Annotated in this window: 13 protein-coding genes; 6 read left to right on the top strand and 7 right to left on the bottom strand. The window is 69.6% G+C overall.

What is annotated here, in order from left to right:
- Positions 1–85: 85 nt before the first annotated feature.
- The 3 genes from aspS to ACFVKT_RS12240 all read left to right on the top strand — a co-directional run bounded on the left by aspS (position 86) and on the right by ACFVKT_RS12240 (position 4,379).
- Positions 86–1,849 (top strand): aspartate--tRNA ligase, encoded by a 1,764-nt coding sequence (aspS, locus tag ACFVKT_RS12250; RefSeq protein WP_385730405.1) that lies wholly within the window; start codon positions 86–88, stop codon positions 1,847–1,849.
- A gap of 223 nt (positions 1,850–2,072) precedes the next feature.
- On the top strand, positions 2,073–2,588 hold the full coding sequence (locus ACFVKT_RS12245) for a hypothetical protein (RefSeq protein WP_385730403.1): 516 nt from the start codon (positions 2,073–2,075) through the stop codon (positions 2,586–2,588).
- A 318-nt stretch (positions 2,589–2,906) separates the two neighbouring features.
- A complete protein-coding gene (locus ACFVKT_RS12240) occupies positions 2,907–4,379 on the top strand; it encodes a DUF2079 domain-containing protein (protein WP_385730401.1) in 1,473 nt (490 codons plus the stop codon).
- 105 nt (positions 4,380–4,484) lie between these two features.
- On the opposite strand, the gene ACFVKT_RS12235 is transcribed toward ACFVKT_RS12240, so the two are convergent.
- On the bottom strand, positions 4,485–5,282 hold the full coding sequence (locus ACFVKT_RS12235; RefSeq protein ID WP_385730399.1) for a peptidylprolyl isomerase: 798 nt from the start codon (positions 5,280–5,282) through the stop codon (positions 4,485–4,487).
- A 39-nt stretch (positions 5,283–5,321) separates the two neighbouring features.
- Here ACFVKT_RS12235 and ACFVKT_RS12230 point away from each other — a divergent pair, with 39 nt between their 5' ends.
- Both ACFVKT_RS12230 and ACFVKT_RS12225 read left to right on the top strand, forming a co-directional pair.
- A complete protein-coding gene (locus tag ACFVKT_RS12230; RefSeq protein ID WP_385730397.1) occupies positions 5,322–6,464 on the top strand; it encodes a glycosyltransferase in 1,143 nt (380 codons plus the stop codon).
- 919 nt (positions 6,465–7,383) lie between these two features.
- Entirely contained in the window at positions 7,384–7,710 is a 327-nt protein-coding gene (locus ACFVKT_RS12225; protein ID WP_385730396.1) for a hypothetical protein, read from the top strand.
- A gap of 72 nt (positions 7,711–7,782) precedes the next feature.
- Here ACFVKT_RS12225 and ACFVKT_RS12220 read toward each other — a convergent pair whose 3' ends face one another.
- The 4 genes from ACFVKT_RS12220 to ACFVKT_RS12205 all read right to left on the bottom strand — a co-directional run bounded on the left by ACFVKT_RS12220 (position 7,783) and on the right by ACFVKT_RS12205 (position 15,245).
- Positions 7,783–10,935: an FG-GAP repeat domain-containing protein gene (locus ACFVKT_RS12220; RefSeq protein ID WP_385730393.1), complete on the bottom strand. Its 3,153-nt coding sequence runs from the start codon at positions 10,933–10,935 to the stop codon at positions 7,783–7,785.
- A gap of 93 nt (positions 10,936–11,028) precedes the next feature.
- A complete protein-coding gene (locus ACFVKT_RS12215; RefSeq protein WP_385730391.1) occupies positions 11,029–11,505 on the bottom strand; it encodes a hypothetical protein in 477 nt (158 codons plus the stop codon).
- Positions 11,506–11,622: 117 nt separating this feature from the next.
- Positions 11,623–13,347, bottom strand: coding sequence for a methionine--tRNA ligase (gene metG, locus ACFVKT_RS12210; protein WP_385730388.1), 1,725 nt, complete (start codon positions 13,345–13,347; stop codon positions 11,623–11,625).
- Positions 13,348–13,523: 176 nt separating this feature from the next.
- Positions 13,524–15,245 (bottom strand): VWA domain-containing protein, encoded by a 1,722-nt coding sequence (locus tag ACFVKT_RS12205; protein WP_385730386.1) that lies wholly within the window; start codon positions 15,243–15,245, stop codon positions 13,524–13,526.
- A 315-nt stretch (positions 15,246–15,560) separates the two neighbouring features.
- Between ACFVKT_RS12205 and ACFVKT_RS12200 the strand changes: the two genes are divergently transcribed.
- Entirely contained in the window at positions 15,561–17,633 is a 2,073-nt protein-coding gene (locus tag ACFVKT_RS12200) for a PhoX family protein (RefSeq protein WP_385730384.1), read from the top strand.
- Between the two features lie 63 nt (positions 17,634–17,696).
- Here the strand turns inward: ACFVKT_RS12200 and ACFVKT_RS12195 are convergent, their stop codons facing one another.
- Together ACFVKT_RS12195 and ACFVKT_RS12190 are read right to left on the bottom strand one after the other, a co-directional pair.
- The gene (locus ACFVKT_RS12195) at positions 17,697–19,634 is read right to left on the bottom strand and encodes an FUSC family protein (RefSeq protein WP_385730382.1); all 1,938 of its coding nucleotides are present in this window, start codon (positions 19,632–19,634) and stop codon (positions 17,697–17,699) included.
- A gap of 116 nt (positions 19,635–19,750) precedes the next feature.
- Positions 19,751–20,755, bottom strand: coding sequence for an endonuclease/exonuclease/phosphatase family protein (locus ACFVKT_RS12190; protein ID WP_385730379.1), 1,005 nt, complete (start codon positions 20,753–20,755; stop codon positions 19,751–19,753).
- Between the last annotated feature and the right edge of the window lie 56 nt (positions 20,756–20,811).

The raw sequence follows: 20,811 nt of genomic DNA, 5'->3' as shown, positions 1-20,811 counted from the left end.
GCTTGACGGGCTTGATGGGCTTGATCCGTTCCGATCCGTTCACGTGAAGACAGACCCCGATTCGCGAAGACTGGATGAAACGACGATGCATCGGTACAGGTCCCACACCTGCGGCGAGCTCCGCGCCTCTGACGTCGACAGCGACGTCCGGCTGAGTGGCTGGCTGCACAATCGGCGCGACCTGGGCGGCATCCTCTTCATCGATCTGCGCGATCACTACGGCATCACGCAGCTCGTCGCCCGCCCTGGCACGCCCGCCTACGAGGCCCTCGACAAGATCTCCAAGGAGTCGACGGTCCGCGTCGACGGCAGGGTCGTCTCCCGCGGCGCGGAGAACGTGAACCCGGAGCTGCCGACCGGCGAGATCGAGGTCGAGGTGAGCGAGGTCGAGCTGCTCGGCGCGGCCGCCCCGCTCCCCTTCACGATCAACGCAGAGGACGGGGTCAACGAGGAGCGGCGCCTGGAGTACCGCTTCCTGGACCTGCGCCGCGAGCGCATGCACCGCAACATCCTGCTGCGTACGGCCGTGATCTCGGCGATCCGGCACAAGATGACGGCGCTGGGCTTCAACGAGATGGCGACCCCGATCCTGTCCGCGACCTCCCCCGAGGGCGCCCGCGACTTCGTGGTCCCCTCCCGCCTGAACCCGGGCAGGTTCTACGCCCTGCCGCAGGCACCGCAGCAGTTCAAGCAGCTGCTGATGATCTCCGGCTTCGACCGCTACTTCCAGATCGCGCCCTGTTTCCGCGACGAGGACGCGCGCGCGGACCGTTCGCCGGGCGAGTTCTACCAGCTCGACGTGGAGATGTCCTTCGTCGAACAGGAGGACGTCTTCCAGCCGATCGAGAAGCTCATGACGGAGCTCTTCGAGGAGTTCGGCGGCGGCCGCCATGTCACCTCCCCCTTCCCGCGCATCCCGTTCCGCGAGTCGATGCTGAAGTACGGCTCCGACAAGCCGGACCTGCGGGCCAAGCTGGAGCTCGTCGACATCACCGACGTCTTCGAGGGCTCGGAGTTCAAGGCGTTCGCGGGCAAGCACGTGCGCGCCCTGCCGGTGCCGGACGTCGCCGGGCAGTCGCGGAAGTTCTTCGACGGCCTCGGTGACTACGCGGTCGAGCAGGGGGCGAAGGGCCTGGCGTGGGTGCGGGTGACCGAGGACGGCTCGCTGACCGGCCCGATCGCCAAGTTCCTGACCGAGGAGAACGTCGCGGAGCTGACGAAGCGCCTGTCGCTCGCCGCCGGCCACGCGGTGTTCTTCGGCGCGGGTGAGTTCGACGAGGTCTCGAAGATCATGGGCGCGGTGCGGGTGGAAGCCGCGAAGCGCGCCGGTCACTTCGAGGAGGGCGTCTTCCGCTTCTGCTGGATCGTCGACTTCCCGATGTACGAGAAGGACGAGGAGACCGGCAAGCTCGACTTCTCGCACAACCCGTTCTCGATGCCGCAGGGCGGCCTGGAGGCCCTGGAGACCCAGGACCCGCTGGACATCCTGGGCTGGCAGTACGACATCGTCTGCAACGGCGTCGAGCTGTCCTCCGGCGCGATCCGGAACCACGAGCCCGACATCATGCTCAAGGCTTTCGAGATCGCGGGCTACGACCGTGAGACCGTCGAGGAGCAGTTCGCCGGCATGCTCCGCGCGTTCCGCTTCGGCGCCCCGCCGCACGGCGGCATCGCGCCCGGCGTCGACCGCATCGTCATGCTCCTCGCCGACGAGCCGAACATCCGCGAGACCATCGCGTTCCCGCTCAACGGCAACGCGCAGGACCTGATGATGGGCGCGCCGACGGAGCTGGAGGAGTCCCGCCTCCGCGAGCTGCACATCTCCGTACGGAAGCCGCAGCCGAAGTAGATCTTCGTCCGCAGTCGAAGTAGACCTCGTCCGCAGTCGAAGTAGATCTTCGTCTGTGGTCGAAGTGGATCTTCGTCCGTGGTCGAAGTAGACCTTCGCCCAGGCCCCCACGGGTTCGAATGGCTCGGAATCGACACCGGTTCCGAGCCATTCTCATGTGGTCCTCCGGGACTCCCGCCAATCACAGCGTTTTGACACGTTCTCAGTCATAACCTCCGCGGTCATGACTGAGAACCCCCAACACGCAGCAGCAGAACGGGAATTGACGCGCCGTCGGGTCATCGTCGCCGGCGGTTCGACGGTCGCGGCAGCGGGTCTGGCGGCCGGCCTGGGCGCGACCGCCTTCGCGGGCGACGGGCCCCTGGCGACGGAATCCGCAAGCCCGTCCGGCACACCGGAGGCCTGCTACGTCCTGACCACGGAGACCACCGAGGACATTTACTCGGGCTACGAGGACATGGGCAACGGCGGTGGCGGCAGCGCCCCGGCTACCGGTGCCCCGCCCACCGGCGTCCCGACCGGCCCGCCGACGACGAGCGGTCCCGGCGGTCCCGGCGGTCCCGGCGGTCCCGGCAGTCCCGGCGGTCCCGGCGGTCCCGGCAGTCCCGGCGGTCCCGGAGATCCCGGAGATCCGGGCGGTCCGGGCCACCAGAAACCGACCGTGACCAACAACGACCTCACGCACACCCCCCGGAGGACCCCCGCCATAGCTGGGGCCAGTCTGGACGGTAGGCGGTGATCGGCAGATCTGTCCCAGACCTGGCCGCCGTGACCAGGCCTTATCGACGTCGCGCCTGGGACAGATCTGCCACTCCCCAATGCGAACCGGGGCTGGAGGGGTCATGACGGCGACCATGCGGGCGGTGACTCGTGCCAATGCCTCCACTGGGGTTAGCCGAACTCGTGACCTGTGCCGGCTGAGCACCGGCCGGGCCGATGTTCGGCTATTCGGAGGAATCTGCGTACACGGGAGATGATTCAGAGTCGGGTTGCAGGAGAAACGCTGGCATCTTGAGGGGCCTTCGGACGCTGTAGTCGCTTCTGGAAAGGCCCGGTCATGCAGGCATCCCCCGCCGACAGCGCCACGCTCCCGCCCCAGCAGTCGCAGCTCGGCGAGCAGACGCGAGCAGGGGATTCCCCCAGGAGCCACGCCGGGATTCCGTGGTGGGCATGGGCCCTCGCGGGAGCGCTGTTCTTCGCGTACATGACGTTGTCCCTCCGTATCCACCAGCGGATGCTCTCCAACGCCTTCGACCTGGGAATCTTCGAACAGGTCATCCGGTCCTACGCGGAAGGGCACCTTCCTGTTTCTGAAGTGAAGGGGCCGGACTACCCCGTCCTGGGCGACCATTTCCACCCCGTTCTGGCCCTTGTCGCTCCGTTCTACCGGTTCTGGCCTTCGCCGCAGGTCCTGCTCGTGGTGCAGGCGGCGCTGATCGCCGTGAGCGTTCTGCCGCTGACTCTCTGGGCCCGTCGAGCACTGGGTTCCGGCGCCGCGGCGGTCATCGGCACCTGCTACGGCCTGTCCTGGGGCATCGCGAATGCCGCCGGCTTCGACTTCCATGAAGTGGCCTTCGCCGTTCCGCTGCTCGCCTGCTCACTGGCTGCTCTGGGGAGCGGCCGGCTGCGGACCGCGGCGCTCTGGGCCGTGCCCTTGGTGCTGGTGAAGGAGGACCTCGGCCTCACCGTGGCCGTGATCGGCTTCCTCATCGCCCGGCGGGGGGATCGCAGGCTGGGGATCGCCACCGCGGCGGCCGGTCTGGGCGGCACCGCTCTGGCGATGCTGGTGATCCTGCCGGCCTTCAACCCGCAGGGGTCCTACGCGTATCTGCACTGGCTGACGACAGGTTCGGAGGGTGGTGAAAGCGGGCTGCCGGATCTGCTCCACAAGGTCACGATCGGTCTCATCACCCCCGAGGCCAAGGTCACGACGCTGCTCTTCCTGCTGGCGCCCACGCTGTTCCTGGCCCTGCGGTCCCCACTGCTGTGGGTCGCGCTGCCGACTCTGGTCTGGCGCTTCGCCTCCGGGCTCTGGACCCACTGGGGCACCAGCTACCACTATTCGATCGTCCTGATGCCGATCGTCTTCGCCGCTTTCATCGATGCCCTGGTCCGGAGGGAGTCGAGCGCGGTGAGCCTGCGACGCTACCTCGTCGGCTCGGCCGCGATCACGGCCCTGATCCTTCCGCAGTACCCGCTGTGGCAGCTGGTGAAGCCGGAGACCTGGCGGACCGATCCGCGCATCGCCGTCGCCCACAAGATCATGGACCGCATCCCCGACGGCGCGACGGTCCAGGCGTCCAACCAACTCGTGCCCCAGCTCACCGACCGCACGAGCGTCAGCCTCTACGGCTGGGCCGACAGCCGCCCCGACCCGGAGTGGATCATGGTGGACACCGAGGTGCCGCTGAGTCGGCGATGGCCGCTGAATCCCGGCGAGGAGAAGATCTCCCTGGACCGTGCCCTCACGGAGGGGTACCGCACCGCGGCGGAACAGGACGGCTTCGTACTGCTCACCCGCTCGGGCTGACGCCCCCCGGGGCCCATGCGAGCCTCCCGCGGGGCCCATGCGACCCCGGCACCCATGCGACCCCGGGATCCATGCGCCCCCCCGGGGCCCATGCGAGCCCCACGCCTACCGCACGACCACCGACTCGATGACGACGGGCTTCTGCGGCCTGCCGTCGGTGGATCCGTCCGACGTCCCGGCCTCGCCGATCTTCCGCAATACGTCCATTCCGCCGACGACCTTCGCGAACGGAGTCCACTGGGACGACATGCCGAAGTCCGGATCGGCGTAACTGATGAAGAACTGGCTGCCATTCCTCCCCGGTACCACCTTGGCCATCGCGACGGTGCCCGCCGGATAGTCGGCCCCGTTCAGATTCTCGTCCGCGAAGAAGTACCCGGGGTCGGATTTGCCGTCGCCTTTGGCGTCCCCGCATTCCAGAACGTAGATCCCCTGGGTGGTGACGCGGTGACATTCGCTGCCGTCGAAGTACCCCTTGCGGGCCAGGAAGGAGAACGAGTTGGTCGTGCAGGGCGCATCGCCCGTCAGGACCTTCAGTGTGACGTCTCCTCGGTTGGTGACCAAGGTGGCTGTCATCGGACTGGCGGCCTTTTCGGCGTCGAAGACCGGGACGTCGGAGGGCTTTGCGCGCTTGGTGAGCGTGTAGGAACACGATGCCTGCGGCTTCGAATCGGAACCCCCCGTGGCCAGGGAGACCGACATCCAGGTCAGCGCCGAGCCGACCCCTGTGACCGCGAGAGCCACCGTCGCGGCCCGGACCGCACGGTTCTTGGGCCGTGCATTGGCCCGCAGTTTTCCTGACCATTTTCTGATGGGCATCAATTCCCCGATCGTGGTGGGTTGCGTTGGCCGGCACGACGCCGAGAGCGTATCCAGGTGTATTTGGATCAGTGCCGGCGACACACACCATTCCCCTTTCGGCCCGGCGCGCCTCAGCCATTCATGCCGGGGAGCTGGAATTGGATGAGGATTGTGAATCCAACGGTATGCCTGAACATGATCGTCAAAGACGAAGCGCCGGTGATTCGCCGCTGTCTCGAATCCGTTCGCCCTCTGATCGATACCTGGGTCATCGTGGACACCGGCTCCAGTGACGGCACCCAGGACGTCATCCGTGAGGTGCTCGGGGATCTGCCCGGCGCCCTGCACGAGCGGCCCTGGAAAGGCTTCGACGGGAGCCGTAGCGAGGCGATCGATCTCGCCCGCGACCGTGCGGACTACCTGCTGTTCATCGACGCCGACGACCTGATGGAGGTGGAGGAGGGGTTCCGTATGCCGGAGCTGACCCACGACGCCTACCGCGTCGCCCTCCACGACGGGCCGATCATCCACTGGCGCCCCGCCCTGGTCTCGACCCGGCTGCCCTGGCGCTATGTCGGTGTCCTGCACGAATACCTCGACTGCGGGAAGGACTACAGCCGCGGGACGTTCAAGGGCGCCAACATCCTCTCCGTGGGAGGCGGGGCACGCCTGAAGGAAGGCGTGCGGACGAAGTACCTGCGCGATGTGGAGATCCTCGAGGCGGGCCTGCTCAAGGAACCCGACAACGCCCGCTACGTCTTCTATCTCGCCCAGAGCTGGCGCGACGCCGGCGAGTCGGAGAAGGCACTCGCCGCCTACGACCGCCGGGCGGCCATGGGCGGGTGGGACGAGGAGGTCTTCTGCGCCCACCTCTACGCCGCGCGGCTCGCTGCACAGCTCGAAAGGCCGGCCGCAGAGGTGATGGACCGCTATCTCCGCGCCCACGAAAGCCGGCCCTCGCGCGCCGAAGCCCTCGGTGATCTGGCGCGCTTCTGCCGCGAGAACGGCCCGCGCTGGCCGCTGGCCCACCTCTTCGCGAAGGCCGCGGCGCGGATCCCGTATCCGAGCGACATCCTGTTCGTCGAGTTCGACTGGTACGACTGGCGCGCACTCGACGAGCTCGCGGTGGCGGCGTACTGGACCGGGAACTACGAGGAGTCCATGGCCTGCTGCGAGCGACTCCTCGACGGCGGGAAGCTGCCCGACGGACAGCGCGAGCGGGTGATCCGCAACCTCGACTTCGCCCGAAGCAAACCCGGCGAATGCGAACTGGTGAACGCCTGACATCGCCTGACCCCGACGGGATCAGGCACAGGCAGACGGACGGCCGCACGGCAACACCACTCACGGCGATTCGGCCCGGGTGACCCTAGGCGCAGGAGCCATGGGCCGTGTGAAGACTCGGCCGGTGCGCTGCCCCCAATTCGCTGTCGCGTACGCACCCATCTGTGGATTCCCGGTACGCCGATATGTTGATACCCCCGCGTACTTCTTAAGGCGTTGCTCCTGCGATCCGATGTTGCCGAGGGAGGCTCGAACGTGCTTCCGGTATGGAATCTCGAACGTGCTTCCGGTACATCACTCGATCCACATCGTGAGGGAGTAGTGCATGAGACCTGAACACCGGAACCGATCCCCATTCGGTCCGCTTCCCCTACGGAACGCCTGGCTGACCGGCGGCACCATCGCCTCGCTCGCACTCGTGCTCTCGAGCATCGCGAGCCCCGCGGGTGCCGTGGCGCGCAACGCCGATCCGGCCACCGAGACCGCCGTGACGAGCCCCTCGACCGGGGACCCCTGCAAGAAGCCGAGGCCGAAGCCACGGCCGAAGGGGATGACCGCCGGGCCCGTGGCCGACTCAGCCCACGACAAGTGCAAGGTCGGACCGACAGGGCCTACGGGGCCCACGGGTCCGACCGGCGCGACGGGTGCGACTGGGGCCACCGGTGCGACTGGCGCCACCGGTGCCACCGGTGCCACAGGCCCGACTGGGCCTGCCACAGGTGCCACAGGTGCCACGGGTCCCACCGGTGCCACGGGTCCGACCGGGCCCTCGAACGGTCCCACGGGTGCCACAGGTCCGACCGGTCCCACGGGTGCGACCGGTGCGACCGGCGCCACCGGCGCAACGGGCCCCTGCACCGACATTGACACCTACGAGCCCTCGGACTCCGAGGAGTTCAGCGCCCTTCTCCTCGACGGCGTGGCGTACGCCGGGCGCAGGGACAACCAGCCGGATCTGGGCGACTACGCGTGGACGGACCTCAGCGACAACGGAAACTACCCCGACAACGTCTGTGGCATCTCCATCTCGGCCCAGGGCAACGACTCCTCGATCAAGGTCGTGACCACGGAGGGCGACATCTGGGAGACGCTGGGCGACACGAACGGCAACAACTTCAGCTGGACCGATGAATGGGACCCGGTGGACGCACCGACGGCCGTGAACCGCGCCATCATCAAATCCAAGGGCGACCTGAGCACGATCGGTTCCCTGAACGGACTTCCGGCGAACAGGAAGGGTTCCTGACACCCTCCTGACCCCCGCATACCCACGGCGCCCCGGGGTCGCAAGTCCCCGGGGCGCCGACTGGTCATGCGGTCAGGACAGTGACTTGTAGCCGCCCCAGCCGGTGCCGATCTTCGTACGGGCCCCGAACGACCCCGCGCCGTTCCCGTAGTTGCGCCAGAGGTTCCCGGCGGTGTCACGCGAGACCAGGTCGGCCTTGCCGTCGCGGTTGAGGTCGCCGACTCCGACGACGACGTTGTAGGAGCCGCCCCAGTCGGCGAACAGCTTCACGCGGGCCGCGAAGGTGCCGTTGCCCTTGCCGTAGTACCGGTAGAGGGTGTTGGCCTTGTCCTGCGCGATCAGGTCGCCGATGCCGTCGCCGTTGAGGTCACCGACGCCGACGATCTTCTTGTACGTCTTCCAGTTGTCGTAGAGCTTCACGCGGGCGGACAGCTTGCCGGTGCTCGTGCCCTTGTAGAGGTACACGGCGCCGGTGGAGGTGTTGCGGGTGATCAGGTCCGGGCGACCGTCACCGCTGACGTCTCCGGGCGAGGTGAGGATGTCGTACTGGTTCCAGCCGCTGGTGGAGAGCGTCGTGTACGACGTCGACGGCTTGAGTGCGCTGCCGCAGCCGGGCTTGTAGAGGCGCAGGGCCCCGCTGCTCAGCCGCACCAGGACGTCGTTGCAGCGGTCGCCGCTCAGATCGCCGTACGGGATGGCCTTGATGGTGGTGGCCCAGCCCGTGCCGGTCGTCTTTTCGGAGAACTTGCCGCCCCCGGTGCCGAGTTGGTAGGTCAGGGCGCCCGAGGAGCTGAGGGTGAGGAGGTCGCCGTCACCGTCCGGGTAGCCCTCGATGCTGTCGAAGTCGTGGCGTACCGCCGCGCCGCCCTCAACGTAGGTCATGCCGGTGGCCACCGTGGCCGCCGTGGTGCTGCCCAGGCCGGTCGCCCTGAGGGTCCACTTGAACTCGCCGTTGGGGAAGTAGGTCCCGTCCGTTGTCTTCCCGTTCCAGGCGGCCTCCAGCCAGGCTGTGACGGCGCCGCCGGTGACCGTGCGGGTGGCTTTGCCGGTCTCGCCGCTCTGGACCGAGGTGAAGGTCAGGGACCACGAGGTGACGGGGCGGGAGAGCAGCCAACTTCCGTTCCAGGTCCGGGAATCGGTGTCCGGGGCCTTCGGCGAGAGGTAGTAGTCGCCCAGGCCTTCGAACACGGCCGGAGCGGACGGGGTCACCCCTGTCGTCGCGACGTGCGTCCGCTCGTACGTGTCGAACCACGCGACCAGGCCCGTGTACTCGTCCACCGTCCAGCGGAAGCGGCGGTCGACGGCCAGGCCGGAGTCCGGGAGCCCGGCGGCGATCAAGCGGGTGGCGCCGGTGGCCGCGTCGGTCAGGACGAGCTCGTCCGTGGTGTGGTCGTGGCGCACGGCGAATCCGTCGCCGAGCAGGACGTCACCGGGGGTGGTGGCGACCGACGTACCGGCCTTGGTGTCGTACACGCCCGCCGAGGTCGTCCCGCAGGCCCAGTAGACCCAGCGGCCCGCCGCCTGGAGCTCGGTCGGGACGCAGCCGGCGCCCGGGATCGTGACCGTGGAGAGGGTCTTCTCCGAGGTCAGGCTGTACGAGGTGATCTTGCCGGCGGTGGTGGTGGCGCTCCAGAGGGTGGAGCCGTTGAGGGCGGCGGCGCGCACCGTACGCTTCAGCAGCTGCCCCTCGTTGAAGTTGCCGATGTACTGCGTGGGCGCGGTGCCGCCGGAGTTGTAGACCGCGTAGTCGTCGGAGACGTCGACGATCGCGCCGCCCTGATGCGCGAACTCCAGCTCGACGACCCCGTTGCCGTCACCGATCTTGACCAGGGTGTCCCCGGCCGAGGTGCCGCTGACGTCGGTCGCCCTGAGATAGACGTCCTCGGGGTAGTAGCCCCGGTTGCCCCACACCACCGAGCAGCTGGTGCCGGCGTAGGGGCACTCGGCGGCGACCGAGGAGCCCGCCGTGGCGGCGGAGGCGGTCAGCGTGGTGGCGGCGTCCGTGGTCAGGGTCCGGAGCGATGTGGTGTCACTGGTGGTGGAGGAGGGGTTGTTCTCGGCCACGCGCAGGCTGCCACGGCTGAGTGCGAGGCCCGTTTTGGCGTTCTCCGTCGCCGGGATCTCGCGCACCTTCGTCAGCTCCAGGGAGCCGTCCGAGGCCTGGCTCGCGCGCTGTACCCACCAGTCGGTGGCGCTGGTGCCGCCCGTGACGAGGGCGTCGTCGCCGGTGGTGTGGATCGCGTACCTGTCCGCGTTGGCCAGCAGGGTCCGCGTGGAGCCGTCGGCGAGCGAGTGGGCGGTGATCGCGGTGCCGGTGCGCGTGTGCGTGGGCAGTAGCAGCCAGTCGCCGATCAGGACCGGCTCGCCGTCGAGAGTGCCGAGGGCCGGTTGGCCGATGATCGTGACCGGCGGGAGGTCGACGACCTGTTCCGCCCCGGCCGGGTCGGTACGGGACTTGAGGTGGAGGTCGCCGGTGACGGGTTCGTACCAGCCGAACCGGTCCTCGCTCTGTACGTAGAACGCGTTGGCATCGACGTCGGTGAAGGCCTGGGTGGCGACGGCCGTGCCGATGTCGATGTAGGACAGGGAATCGCTGTCCGGCGCCCGCAGCACACCGGCGGAGTCCGCGGCCACGATTTCCCAGGCCCCGATGCCGTACACGCCACCGAGGCCGGTGATGGTGCGCGAGCGCCGTACGCCGTCCACGGTGTCGATCAGGGTTCTCTCGGTGACGACCGTGTCACCGGCCAGCGCCCGGTATTCGTAGGAGGAGGTGAAGGTCGACGTCTTGTGCGTCGCCGGGTCCCAGAGGGTGACGGACTTGGTGCTCGCGGCCGTCGGCAGGGCGACCAGGTCGCCGTCCGAGCCGTACCAGGCCGTCGGGCACCCCGAGCCGAGAGACGCGCAGGGTGCCGAGGGCGTGTAGACGCCGCTCGCGTTCTCCACGGTGAGGGTGGCACCGGTGGCGTTGTCCGTCCACAGCAGTCCGGCGACCCCGGTCTGCCGGTGCAGGAAACCGGTCTCGCCCGCGCTGAGCGGCCGGTCGGCGCGTGGCGTGGTGGAGCTCGGGTCGACGAGCGTGATCTCCGTGGTGCCGGCGGCTTCCGTGGTGGCCGCGTCGGCGGAACCGCCGGCCTCGGAGTAGATGGTGACGGTCGCGACGACGACCGCGAGTGCGGAGACGGCGGCGGTCAGACCGCCCCGTCTCAGGGCGTGTCTGCCCACTTGGATGTCCCTCCCCGCGAGGGGCCCCTCCCTCGCACAAGTGAGCGGATGCTACCAGTGGGTTCGGGGGGCGGGCTGCCGCACGCGGAGCGCTCAGGTGTCGTACGAGCCGTCCCAGGGCTCGCTGAAGCCGAGGCGGTCCGGGTAGAGCTCGGCCCAGGTCTCGTCCTCGTCCTCCTTGATCACCAGGCCGAACAGGACGCCGTCGACGGTGACTTGGAAGGGGCGGATCGCGATGTCCATGTAGGAGCGCCGGGGGAGGCTTCGCAGGAGTTTCCCCAGGTGGGCCTCGGCGCGGGCGAGGACCGAGCCCTCGGCGTGCGGGGAGTGGTGCTGCTCGGCCCAGGTGCCCGCGCACCAGATCTCCGAGTCGCGGTACCGGCCCTCGGAGTCGAAGGTGTGAAGCACCGTGTAGAGGCGCTTGTGCTCTTCCCAGCCGTCGTCGGGACGGAACCCTTCGGGGAAGGCGTACGCGACCGACGCCAGGAACTGGCCGTCCGCGTACCGGCCGATGGCCTCGGTGCGGTGGTGCGGTTGGTAGGCGATCGGGATGACCGCGGGGACTGCCATGGCGAAACCATACGGGTGGTCGCGAACATGCCAGCGCCGGGGGCGGTTTCAGGCCTGGCGGATTTTGTGAAGAGGCCCGGCACCACCGGGTGCCGGGCCCGCCTCACCAGGTCGTGACTACTCCGGTGCGCCGCCGAAGCGCTCCTTGTACGACTCCAGGTCCTCGTCCGTGATCTTGGCGAAGAGCACCGGGGGAACGGTGAATGCCGTACCGGCGGGGACCGAGGTCAGCGCCTTTGCCTCCTCCGCCGTGACCCAGGTCGCGGTGTCGTCCGCGAGCGCGAAGGCCGCGCGCATGGCCCCGGCCGACGCCGGGATGAAGGGCTCCGAGACCACCGAGTAGAGGTGGATCAGGTTCATCGCCGTACGCAGGGTCAGGGCCGCGCCGTCCGGGTCGGTCTTGATCTCCAGCCAGGGGGCCTTCTCCTCCAGGTAGGAGTTGCCCGCCGACCACAGGGCACGCAGCGCGGCGGCCGCCTTGCGGAACTGCAGCGCCTCCATCTGGGTCTCGTACTCCGCGAGCAGGCCCGCGATCTCCTCGCCGAGCCGCGCCTCCGCGTCGCCGGCCGCCGAGCCCGCCGGGACCTCGTCGCCGAAGCGCTTGCGTGAGAAGGACAGGACACGGTTGACGAAGTTGCCCAGCGTGTCCGCGAGGTCCTTGTTGACCGTCGCCGTGAAGTGCTCCCAGGTGAAGGACGAGTCGTCCGACTCGGGGGCGTTGGCGATCAGGAAGTAGCGCCAGTAGTCGGCGGGGAGGATGTCCAGGGCGGCGTCGGTGAAGACACCGCGCTTCTGGGACGTGGAGAACTTTCCGCCGTAGTACGTCAGCCAGTTGAAGGACTTCAGGAAGTCGACCTTCTTCCACGGCTCGCGGACGCCCAGTTCGGTCGCCGGGAACATCACCGAGTGGAAGGGCACGTTGTCCTTGGCCATGAACTCCGTGTAGCGGACGGGGTTCTCGCCGGAGTCGGCGTCGTACCACCAGGACTTCCAGTCCCGGTTCTCCGGGTCGAGATCCGACCACTCCTTCGTCGCGCCGATGTACTCGATCGGGGCGTCGAACCAGACGTAGAAGACCTTGCCCTCGGCGGCCAGCTCCGGCCAGGTGTCGGCCGGGACCGGGACGCCCCAGTCCAGGTCACGGGTGATCGCGCGGTCGTGCAGGCCCTCGGTCAGCCACTTGCGGGCGATCGAGGAGGCGAGCTGCGGCCATTCGTCGCTGACCTCGTCGATCCACGCCTCGACCTCGTGCTGCAGCTTCGACTGGAGGAGGAAGAGGTGCTTGGTCTCCCGGACCTCCAGATCGGTGGAGCCGGAGATCGCGCTGCGCGGGTTGATCAGGTCGGTCGGGTCCAGGACGCGGGTGCAGTTCTCGCACTGGTCGCCCCGCGCCTTGTCGTAGCCGCAGTGCGGGCAGGTGCCCTCGACATAACGGTCCGGGAGGAAACGGCCGTCCGTCGGCGAGTACACCTGACGGATCTCGCGCTCCTCGATGAAGCCGTTCTCGTTCAGGCGGCGGGCGAAGTGCTGGGTGATCTCGCGGTTCTGCGGGCTGGAGCTGCGGCCGAAGTAGTCGAAGGCCAGCGCGAAGCCGTCGTACACCGCCTTTTGCGCGTCGTGCGCCTGCGCGCAGAACTCGTCGACCGGGATGCCCTGCTCCTTCGCGGCCAGCTCGGCCGGGGTGCCGTGCTCGTCCGTCGCGCAGATGTACAGGACGTCGTGGCCGCGCTGGCGGAGGTACCGGGAGTACACATCCGCCGGGAGCATGGACCCCACCATGTTGCCCAGGTGCTTGATTCCGTTGATATACGGAAGGGCGCTGGTGATGAGGTGTCGAGCCATCGCGGGCTGCTCCCAGGTCGGTACGTGGGGTGACGATCGTCGACTCACATCGTGTCGTCCGTCGTCTGCCGTTCGTCGTCTTACGAACCTTGAAATCTTAGCCGACATGGGTAGGCCGCCCGCTTCCCGTTTTACGGGGTGGGAAGCGGGCGGCCGTTGTTCGGTGATTGTGGGAGTTACGGGCGCCAGTTCGCCAGTACGCCCTCGTAGATCTCGGCGTCCGTCAGTTCGCGCGGGGTCGGGCCCGCGTGGAAGAAGGCCGTGTTGCCGGTGTTCAGTTTGCGGAGGTAGTCGAAGGCCTTGTTGTCCTGCTCTCCGAAGGCGACGAAGGAGAAGAAGACGCTGGGGTGGTTCTTCGCCGCGTCCGTGAGGGACTGGGTGGCGGGGGTCTTGGCGTCCGGGGCGCCGTCCGTCTGGAAGACGACGAGCGCGGGGGTCGTGGTGTCCGACTTCTGGTAGTGCGTGAGGACTTCTTCCACGGCCGCGTGGTAGCTCGTACGTCCCATGCGGCCGAGGCCGGCGTGGAGTTCGTCGACCTTGTTCTCGTGGTCGGTGAGAGTGAGCTCGCCGGTGCCGTCCAGCTCCGTGGAGAAGAAGACGACGTGGACCGTGGCCTCGGGGTCGAGGTGGGCGGCGAGGGCGAGGGTCTGCTCGCCGAGGGCCTGGGCGGAGCCGTCCTTGTAGTACGGGCGCATGCTCGCGGAGCGGTCCAGCACGAGGTAGACCTTCGCGCGGGTGGTGGTGAGGTTCTGCGTCTTGAGGGCGGTGGCCGCCTCGGTGTAGGCGGTGAGGAGGCTTGCGGGTACGGCTGCCTGGGCGGCGGCCGGGGTGAGGGCCTCAGCCTCGGGCTCCGGGGTCTCTCCGGCCTCGGGCCGGTGGGTGGGCACCCGGCCTTCGGCCGGGTCGGTTTTCCCGCCCGCACCACCCGTGACCGTCTCGTCGTCGGGTGCGGGTGGCCCCTGTGGGGGCTCGTCGCCGTCGGCGGCTTCCGGCTCGTCCGCCTTCGCGGCGACCGGAGTGGGGTCCTCGGCGGCGTTGTCCTCCTCGGCCACGACGACGGCCGGCTCGGCCGCCGCTGCCGCGGGCTGCTCCTCGATCTCGGGCTCGGCCTCAGGCTCGATCGCGGCCTCGGGCTCGATCGCGGCCTCGGGCTCGATCGCGGCCTCGGGCTCGATCGCGGCCTCGGGCTCCGGGGTCTCCTCGGCCTTCGGCTCGGAGACCTCCGGGACCTCGGCGACGGCGGGCTCGGGCTCAACGACCGGCTCGGGCTCGGGCTCGATCACCGGCTCACGCGTCTCCACCGCAGCCGCAACCTCGACGTCGGCCTCAGCCGCAACCTCGGCCTCCGGCTCAGCCGCAACCTCGACGTCAGCCTCAGGCGCAACCTCGGCCTCCGGCTCAGCCGCGACCTCGACGTCGGCCTCAGCCGCAACCTCGGCCTCCGGCTCAGCCGCGACCTCGACGTCGGCCTCAGGCGCAACCTCAGCCTCAGCCGCAACCTCGGCCTCCGGCTCAGCCGCAACCTCCGCCGCAGGCACCGGCGCCGGTTCCGCCTCGGCCGCAGGCACCGGAGTCGGTTCCGCCTCCGCCTCCGCCTCCGACTCCGGCTCCGGCGCCCGCTCCGCCGTCCTCGCCGCAGGAACCGTCACATTGTCGAACGCCGCCGACACCAGCTCGTCCACGACGGACGGTCGGGGCTCGGGGGCCGGAGTGGGGAGCTCCGTGGCCGATTCCGGCCGGAGTTCGGAGGATGGTGCTGGAATCTTCGGCTCGGCCTCCGGTGCGGAAACCTGTGCCGGAACCGTCGGAGTCGAAGCCTCCCGCGAGGTCTCCCCGTCGGTGTCACGACCCTTGCGTGAGCGGCCGAACGCATTCCGCAAGACGGTGAGAATGCCCATGTGCGCAACCCTTCGCGTGAGTTGGTGCCCGTCAATCCCTGGCCAGGACGGACACGTAAGGTTAGCGGTCACAGCTGGTGATCTTGGGCAGGGGCGGAGTACGAGGGCGGCATCCGTCAAGACCGCGTCCCCGGCGCGACCCGTGACCCGCCCCGGCAGCCCCCTCGGCCGGCCCCTCGCGGACGCTACCCGCGTAACCTCAACACCCCTCCGGATCCCACGGGTTCACCCCCCGTTCATCCCGGTGGCCTGTTTCCGCACATACGCACCACCTAGCGTCACGCTGAAACCAAGGGACAGCATGGGGAGAGCAAAGTGCGCAGACTTCTGCCATTGATCGGAACGCCCGACTCGCATCCCGGCGGCAGGTCGGCGATGACCTGTCTCTACCGCTGTGGCAACGCCTGTTTCCATGACATACCGAACCCGACCGAGAACGAGTACGTCGGTGACGTCATCGCCACCGCACTGAGCCGCCGTTCGATGATGCGGGCCGCGGCCGTCGTGACCGTCGCCACGGCGACGGGTGCCGCCGTCGTCGGCACCGGCGCCCCGCAGGCGAAGGCGGCCACCACGGAAACCGCCGCGACGACCTCCAGGAGCGGCAAGGCGGCCCGCGGCCTCCGCTTCACCCCCGTCGCGCCCAACCTCACCGACGCCGTGGTGATCCCCGACGGGTACGCCCAGAACGTCGTGATCCGCTGGGGCGAGCCCATCCTCCGCGGCGCCCCCGCCTTCGACCCGGACCGGCAGACCGCCGCGGCTCAGGCGGGCCAGTTCGGCTACAACAACGACTTCCTGGCGCTGCTGCCGCTCCCCGGTGAGCGAGGCCGCCAGATCCTCGTGGCGAACCACGAGTACACGGACGAGGTCCTGATGTTCAAGGCGTACGACGCCGCGAACCCGACCCGTGAGCAGGCCGAGATCGCCTGGGCGGCGCACGGCCTGTCCGTCGTGGTCGTGGAGGAGGACAAGCGGAGCGGCAAGCTGACCGCGGTCCCCCGTCACCACCTCAACCGCCGTGTCACCGTGACCACCGAGTTCAAGGTGACGGGTCCTGCCGCCGGTTCGGACTTCCTCAAGACCGCCGCCGACCCGACCGGCACGAAGGTCCTCGGCACGCTCAACAACTGCGCGGGCGGCGAGACCCCTTGGGGCACGACGCTGCACGGCGAGGAGAACTTCAACCAGTACTTCGCCAACAGCAGCCGTCCCACGGACGCCCGCTACGGCATCGGCACCGGCGCCACCGAGCGCAAGTGGGAGCGTTTCGACAAGCGCTTCGACGTCGCCCAGGAGCCGAACGAGGTCCACCGCCACGGCTGGGTGGTCGAGCTGGACCCGTACGACCCGACCTCCACGCCCCGCAAGCGCACCGCCCTCGGCCGCTTCAAGCACGAGGGCGCGACCGCCCGCCTCACGGACGACGGCCGCCCGGTCCTGTACTCCGGTGACGACGAGCGCTTCGACTACTTCTACAAGTTCGTCGGCAGCAAGAAGATGCGGAAGGGCAGCTCGCGCTCGGCCCGCGAGCACAACCTCACCCTGCTCGACGAGGGCACGCTGTACGTCGCCAAGCTCACCGGCGACTCCCCGGCGGCCGAGATCGACGGCACCGGAAAGCTGCCCGCCGACGGCGAGTTCGACGGCGGCGGCGTGTGGATCCCGCTCGCGACCGCCACCGCGAAGGGCGCCGTCTCGCACGTCGAGGGCATGACCGCCGAGGAGGTGTTCGTCTTCACGCGCCTGGCCGGTGACAAGGTCGGCGCGACCAAGATGGACCGCCCCGAGGACATCGAGCCCTCGCCCACCAGCGGCAAGGTGTACGTCGCGCTGACGAACAACACCAACCGCGGTGTCGGCAGCAACGCCAAGGCCGACGAGGCCAACCCGCGCAACGCCAACAAGCACGGGCACATCCTCGAACTCACCGAGTACCGCAACCGCCCTGAGAGCACGGCCTTCGGCTGGTCGCTGTTCCTAGTGGCGGGCGACCCGACCGACCCGGCCACCTACTTCGCGGGCTTCCCCAAGGAGCAGGTCAGCCCGATCTCCTGCCCGGACAACGTGGCCTTCGACCCGCACGGCAACCTGTGGATCTCCACCGACGGCAACCAACTCGGCTCGCACGACGGCCTGTTCGGTGTCGCGACCAAGGGTGACCGGCGCGGTGAGCTGAAGCAGTTCCTGACCGTCCCGCACGGCGCGGAGACCTGCGGCCCGCTCGTCCAGGACCGGCGGGTGCTCGTCTCCGTCCAGCACCCGGGCGAGATCACCGGCGCGACCGTCGAGAAGCCGGCGAGCGTCTGGCCCGACGGCCCCGGCAAGATCGTCCGCCCGGCCGTCGTCTCGGTGTGGCGCAAGGACGGCTGCGACATCGGCGTCTGACGCCGGCACCACCGCGGTTACGAGGATGGGATCGCCCCCATCCTCGTAACCGCCCGCCGACCGTCAGCGCGGTGAAGTGATCGCCCGTGCCGCCGCGACCTCCTGCCGCAGTGGTTCCAGGACGCTGCCCGACGGGCCTGTGAGGTCGGTGCGGACCTCGAAGAGCACGTCGGTATTGCGCAGGCCCTCGGACAACTCCCGCAGTTGCAGGGTGACTTGGCCGACCTCACCGGAGGAGGGCCGGGCGGCGCCGTGCCGGATCCGTACCCCGGCCGCCGTCGTCGCGTCGACGATCCGTTCCACGGCGACGACGAGCGGCAGCCAGCCGGCGGCGCGCCGGCCGCTGGGCGGCGGTTCGGTGAGGGCGCGCTGGAACTCCGTACGGATGACGGAGAGATCGCGGTAGAGGCCGCGGCGCATCCGGGCGCGGGTGGCGGAGTCGGCGTCGTCGCCGAACGCGTACTCCACATACCCGGCGGTGTCCGCGACAGCGTCCGCGAGCCGGTCGCCGACCCGGGCGTGCCAGCTCTCCGGCCACAGCAGATACCCGACGACGAGGGCGATCGCGCACCCGATGAGGGAGTCGACCAGGCGGGGCACGATCAGGGCGGTGCCCTGGTGGTTGAGGACGTCGGAGAGCAGCAGGATCACCGGGGTGACGGCGGCGGTCTGGTAGCCGTAGCCGCGCCGGCTGAACGCCGGGATGAGCGGCGCGAGAACGAACATCACGGGCACGTCCCACCAGCCGACCGGTACGACGGTGAGGACCCCGGCCGTGACGACGAGCCCGACGACCGTGCCCAGCGCGCGCAGCAGCGCCCGGGAGAAGACGGAGCCGAAGTCGGGCTTCATCACGAAGGTGATGGTGAGGGTGACCCAGTACGAGCGCGTCACCGGGACGGTCGAGACGAGGACCTGGGCGAGGCCGATGCACAGGGCCAGGCGCAGGCCGTAGCGCCAGGAGGCGCCGGACATCAAGACGTTGCGGGCGACGCGGACGGCGCGCACGGGCAGGGCGGCGGGCCTGCCGAGCGGGTCGTCGACGTTGCGTGCGTCGGGCGTCCGATGGGTCACCACCGCGGCCGCGTGCCGCAGGGCGTGGTCGACGGCGCGCGCGGTCTCGTTCTCGGGCACGGGGAGCTTGAGCGCTGTCGGGCCGCTGTAGCCGGTCGCCACAGCCTCGGCGAGGTGGCGCAGGGCGGCGGGCACTTCGGCCGGCAGCGGCTTCCCGTACTGGTGGGCCGCCGGAGCCGCCTCCACGACGGGGGTCACGGCGTTCAGCTGGGCCAGCAGACGCACCAGTTCGGGGCTGCGGCCGTGGTGGAAGGCGCGCCGGGCGAGGATGAGGTCGTAGGACTGGTTGAAGGACTGGGTGACGGCGAAGCGCACGTCGTCGTACTTCGCGGTCCCGCTCGCGGCGAGCAGATCCGCCACCGTCCGGTAGCTCGCGGCCACCGCGGCCCGTTCGGGCACCCCCGACCGCAGCGGCCAGGCGAGCAGCGCCAGGGTGAGCACGAGGAGCCCGCCGCTGCCCATCAGCAGCGGCGCCAGCCACCACTGGCCGGGCAGCGGAAGTCCCGCGCCGATCGCGCAGTTGAGGAGCAGCAGGAGGCCGGACACGGAGGCCACGGCGCCGATCGACGAGATCATCCCGGACAGGAGCGCGACGGCGGTGACCACGCCGACGGTGAGCCAGCCCTGTCCGAACACGAGGGAGCCGATGGTGACGCCGATCGCGCCGAAGAGCTGGGGGACGGCGATGTTGAGCATCCGCATGCGGTAGGCGTCGGCGGTGTCGCCGATGACTCCGAACAGGGCGCCCATGGAGGCGAGGGCCCCGTACGCCGGCTGCCCGGCCGCGAGGCCGATGGCGAGCGGCAGGGTCATCGCGATCGCGGCGCGCACGACGGCGGCCCAGGGGATGGGGGCCGGCTCCGGTTTGAGGTTCCTGACCAGCCAGTCGGGAGGCGCGAGACGGCTGATGGGGAGCTGGCGGAACATGCCCTCAGTATGGCCGCCCGCCCTGTCCCAGCCCTGTTGGCAGGGGGCGTGGCCGACGGCGAGTGGGCCGCTTCGGCGGGGTGGGCGTCGGTGTGAGTGTGGCGTTCGGGTTCGGCTCAGTCGTGTTGGTGGAGGGTGAGGTCGACGATGAGGGCGTGGTGGTCGGAGTCGGTGAGGGGGTGGAAGGTGGCTTTGCGGGCTGAGAAGTCTCCGGAGACCAGGACGTGGTCGATCTGGGCGCCGAGGGTGGGGGCGGTCCGGGCGGGCCAGCTCGGGGTGCGGGCCGCTCCGGCGAGGCGGGCGCCGTCGCGCAGGCCGGTGTCGAGGATGCGGCGGAACGCGGCGTGGTCCTGGGAGGCGTTGAAGTCCCCGGCCAGGATCGTGGGCTCCTCGCTCGCCGCCGCGTAGTCCCGCAGCGCGCCGAGCTCGCGCCGCCAGACGTCGACCTGGCCGGGCAGTGGGGGCATCGGGTGCGCGAGCTGCAGCCGTACGTCGTGGCCGTCCACGTCCGCCACCGCGCCGGGCATGCCCATGGTCGTCCCGCGGATGCCGGCGGCGGCCCTGAGCGGGAACCGGCTGAGGATCACGGACCCCGCGGATTCGGCGCCCTCGACGGCCCGCCGGTAGGGGAACGCCCCGCCGCTCCCGCCGAAGGCGTCCTGCAACGCCCGGGAGCAGGTGTACTCGCACTCCGCCACGAACACGACGGCGGGCTTCTCCCGCTCGACCGTGCTGATCAGCGCGTCGGTCGCCCACCCGAACTGCACGTTGGCGGTCATCACCCGGAGTTCCGCCAGTGGCCTCCCCGTGGGTGCGCCGATCTTCCCGTACGGCTCGATGTACCAGGCGAGACCGCCCAGCACGGCCACGCCCCACACCATCCCGGTCCGCCAGCGGGCGAGCAGCGCGAGCGCGAGTCCTAGCCCGGTGGGCGCGAGCAGCCACGGCAGAAACGCCAGCAACTGCGGTACGGGCGTGATCCCGTCACTGTCCCCGGCCCGAAACCCGAGGACCACACTCACCCCGGCCAGCAGCAGACCCGCGAGCCAGGCCCTCACGGGCCGCCGCCGCCCAACGGCCTCCTCCGGCCCGGTCCACCGGTCCGCCGCCGCAGTATCCAAGTCCGGGCCCCGGCCTTTCGCTCGTCCGCGGGGAGTCGAATTCTCTCCTGAGAACC

Origin of the sequence: Streptomyces sp. NPDC127595 (assembly GCF_042671685.1) — a bacterium.
Taxonomy (GTDB): Bacteria; Actinomycetota; Actinomycetes; order Streptomycetales; family Streptomycetaceae; genus Streptomyces.
Note: the sequence above shows the minus strand (reverse complement) of the source record. Positions and strands in the feature narration are given on the sequence as shown.

What these genes read in the sequence shown, in the direction of transcription:
- aspS (WP_385730405.1), top strand. Translation starts at nt 86, where the DNA reads ATGCATCGGTACAGGTCCCACACCTGCGGCGAGCTCCGCGCCTCTGAC.
- ACFVKT_RS12245 (WP_385730403.1), top strand. Translation starts at nt 2,073, where the DNA reads ATGACTGAGAACCCCCAACACGCAGCAGCAGAACGGGAATTGACGCGC.
- ACFVKT_RS12240 (WP_385730401.1), top strand. Translation starts at nt 2,907, where the DNA reads ATGCAGGCATCCCCCGCCGACAGCGCCACGCTCCCGCCCCAGCAGTCG.
- ACFVKT_RS12230 (WP_385730397.1), top strand. Translation starts at nt 5,322, where the DNA reads ATGCCGGGGAGCTGGAATTGGATGAGGATTGTGAATCCAACGGTATGC.
- ACFVKT_RS12215 (WP_385730391.1), bottom strand. Translation starts at nt 11,505, where the DNA reads ATGGCAGTCCCCGCGGTCATCCCGATCGCCTACCAACCGCACCACCGC.
- metG (WP_385730388.1), bottom strand. Translation starts at nt 13,347, where the DNA reads ATGGCTCGACACCTCATCACCAGCGCCCTTCCGTATATCAACGGAATC.
- ACFVKT_RS12205 (WP_385730386.1), bottom strand. Translation starts at nt 15,245, where the DNA reads ATGGGCATTCTCACCGTCTTGCGGAATGCGTTCGGCCGCTCACGCAAG.
- ACFVKT_RS12195 (WP_385730382.1), bottom strand. Translation starts at nt 19,634, where the DNA reads ATGTTCCGCCAGCTCCCCATCAGCCGTCTCGCGCCTCCCGACTGGCTG.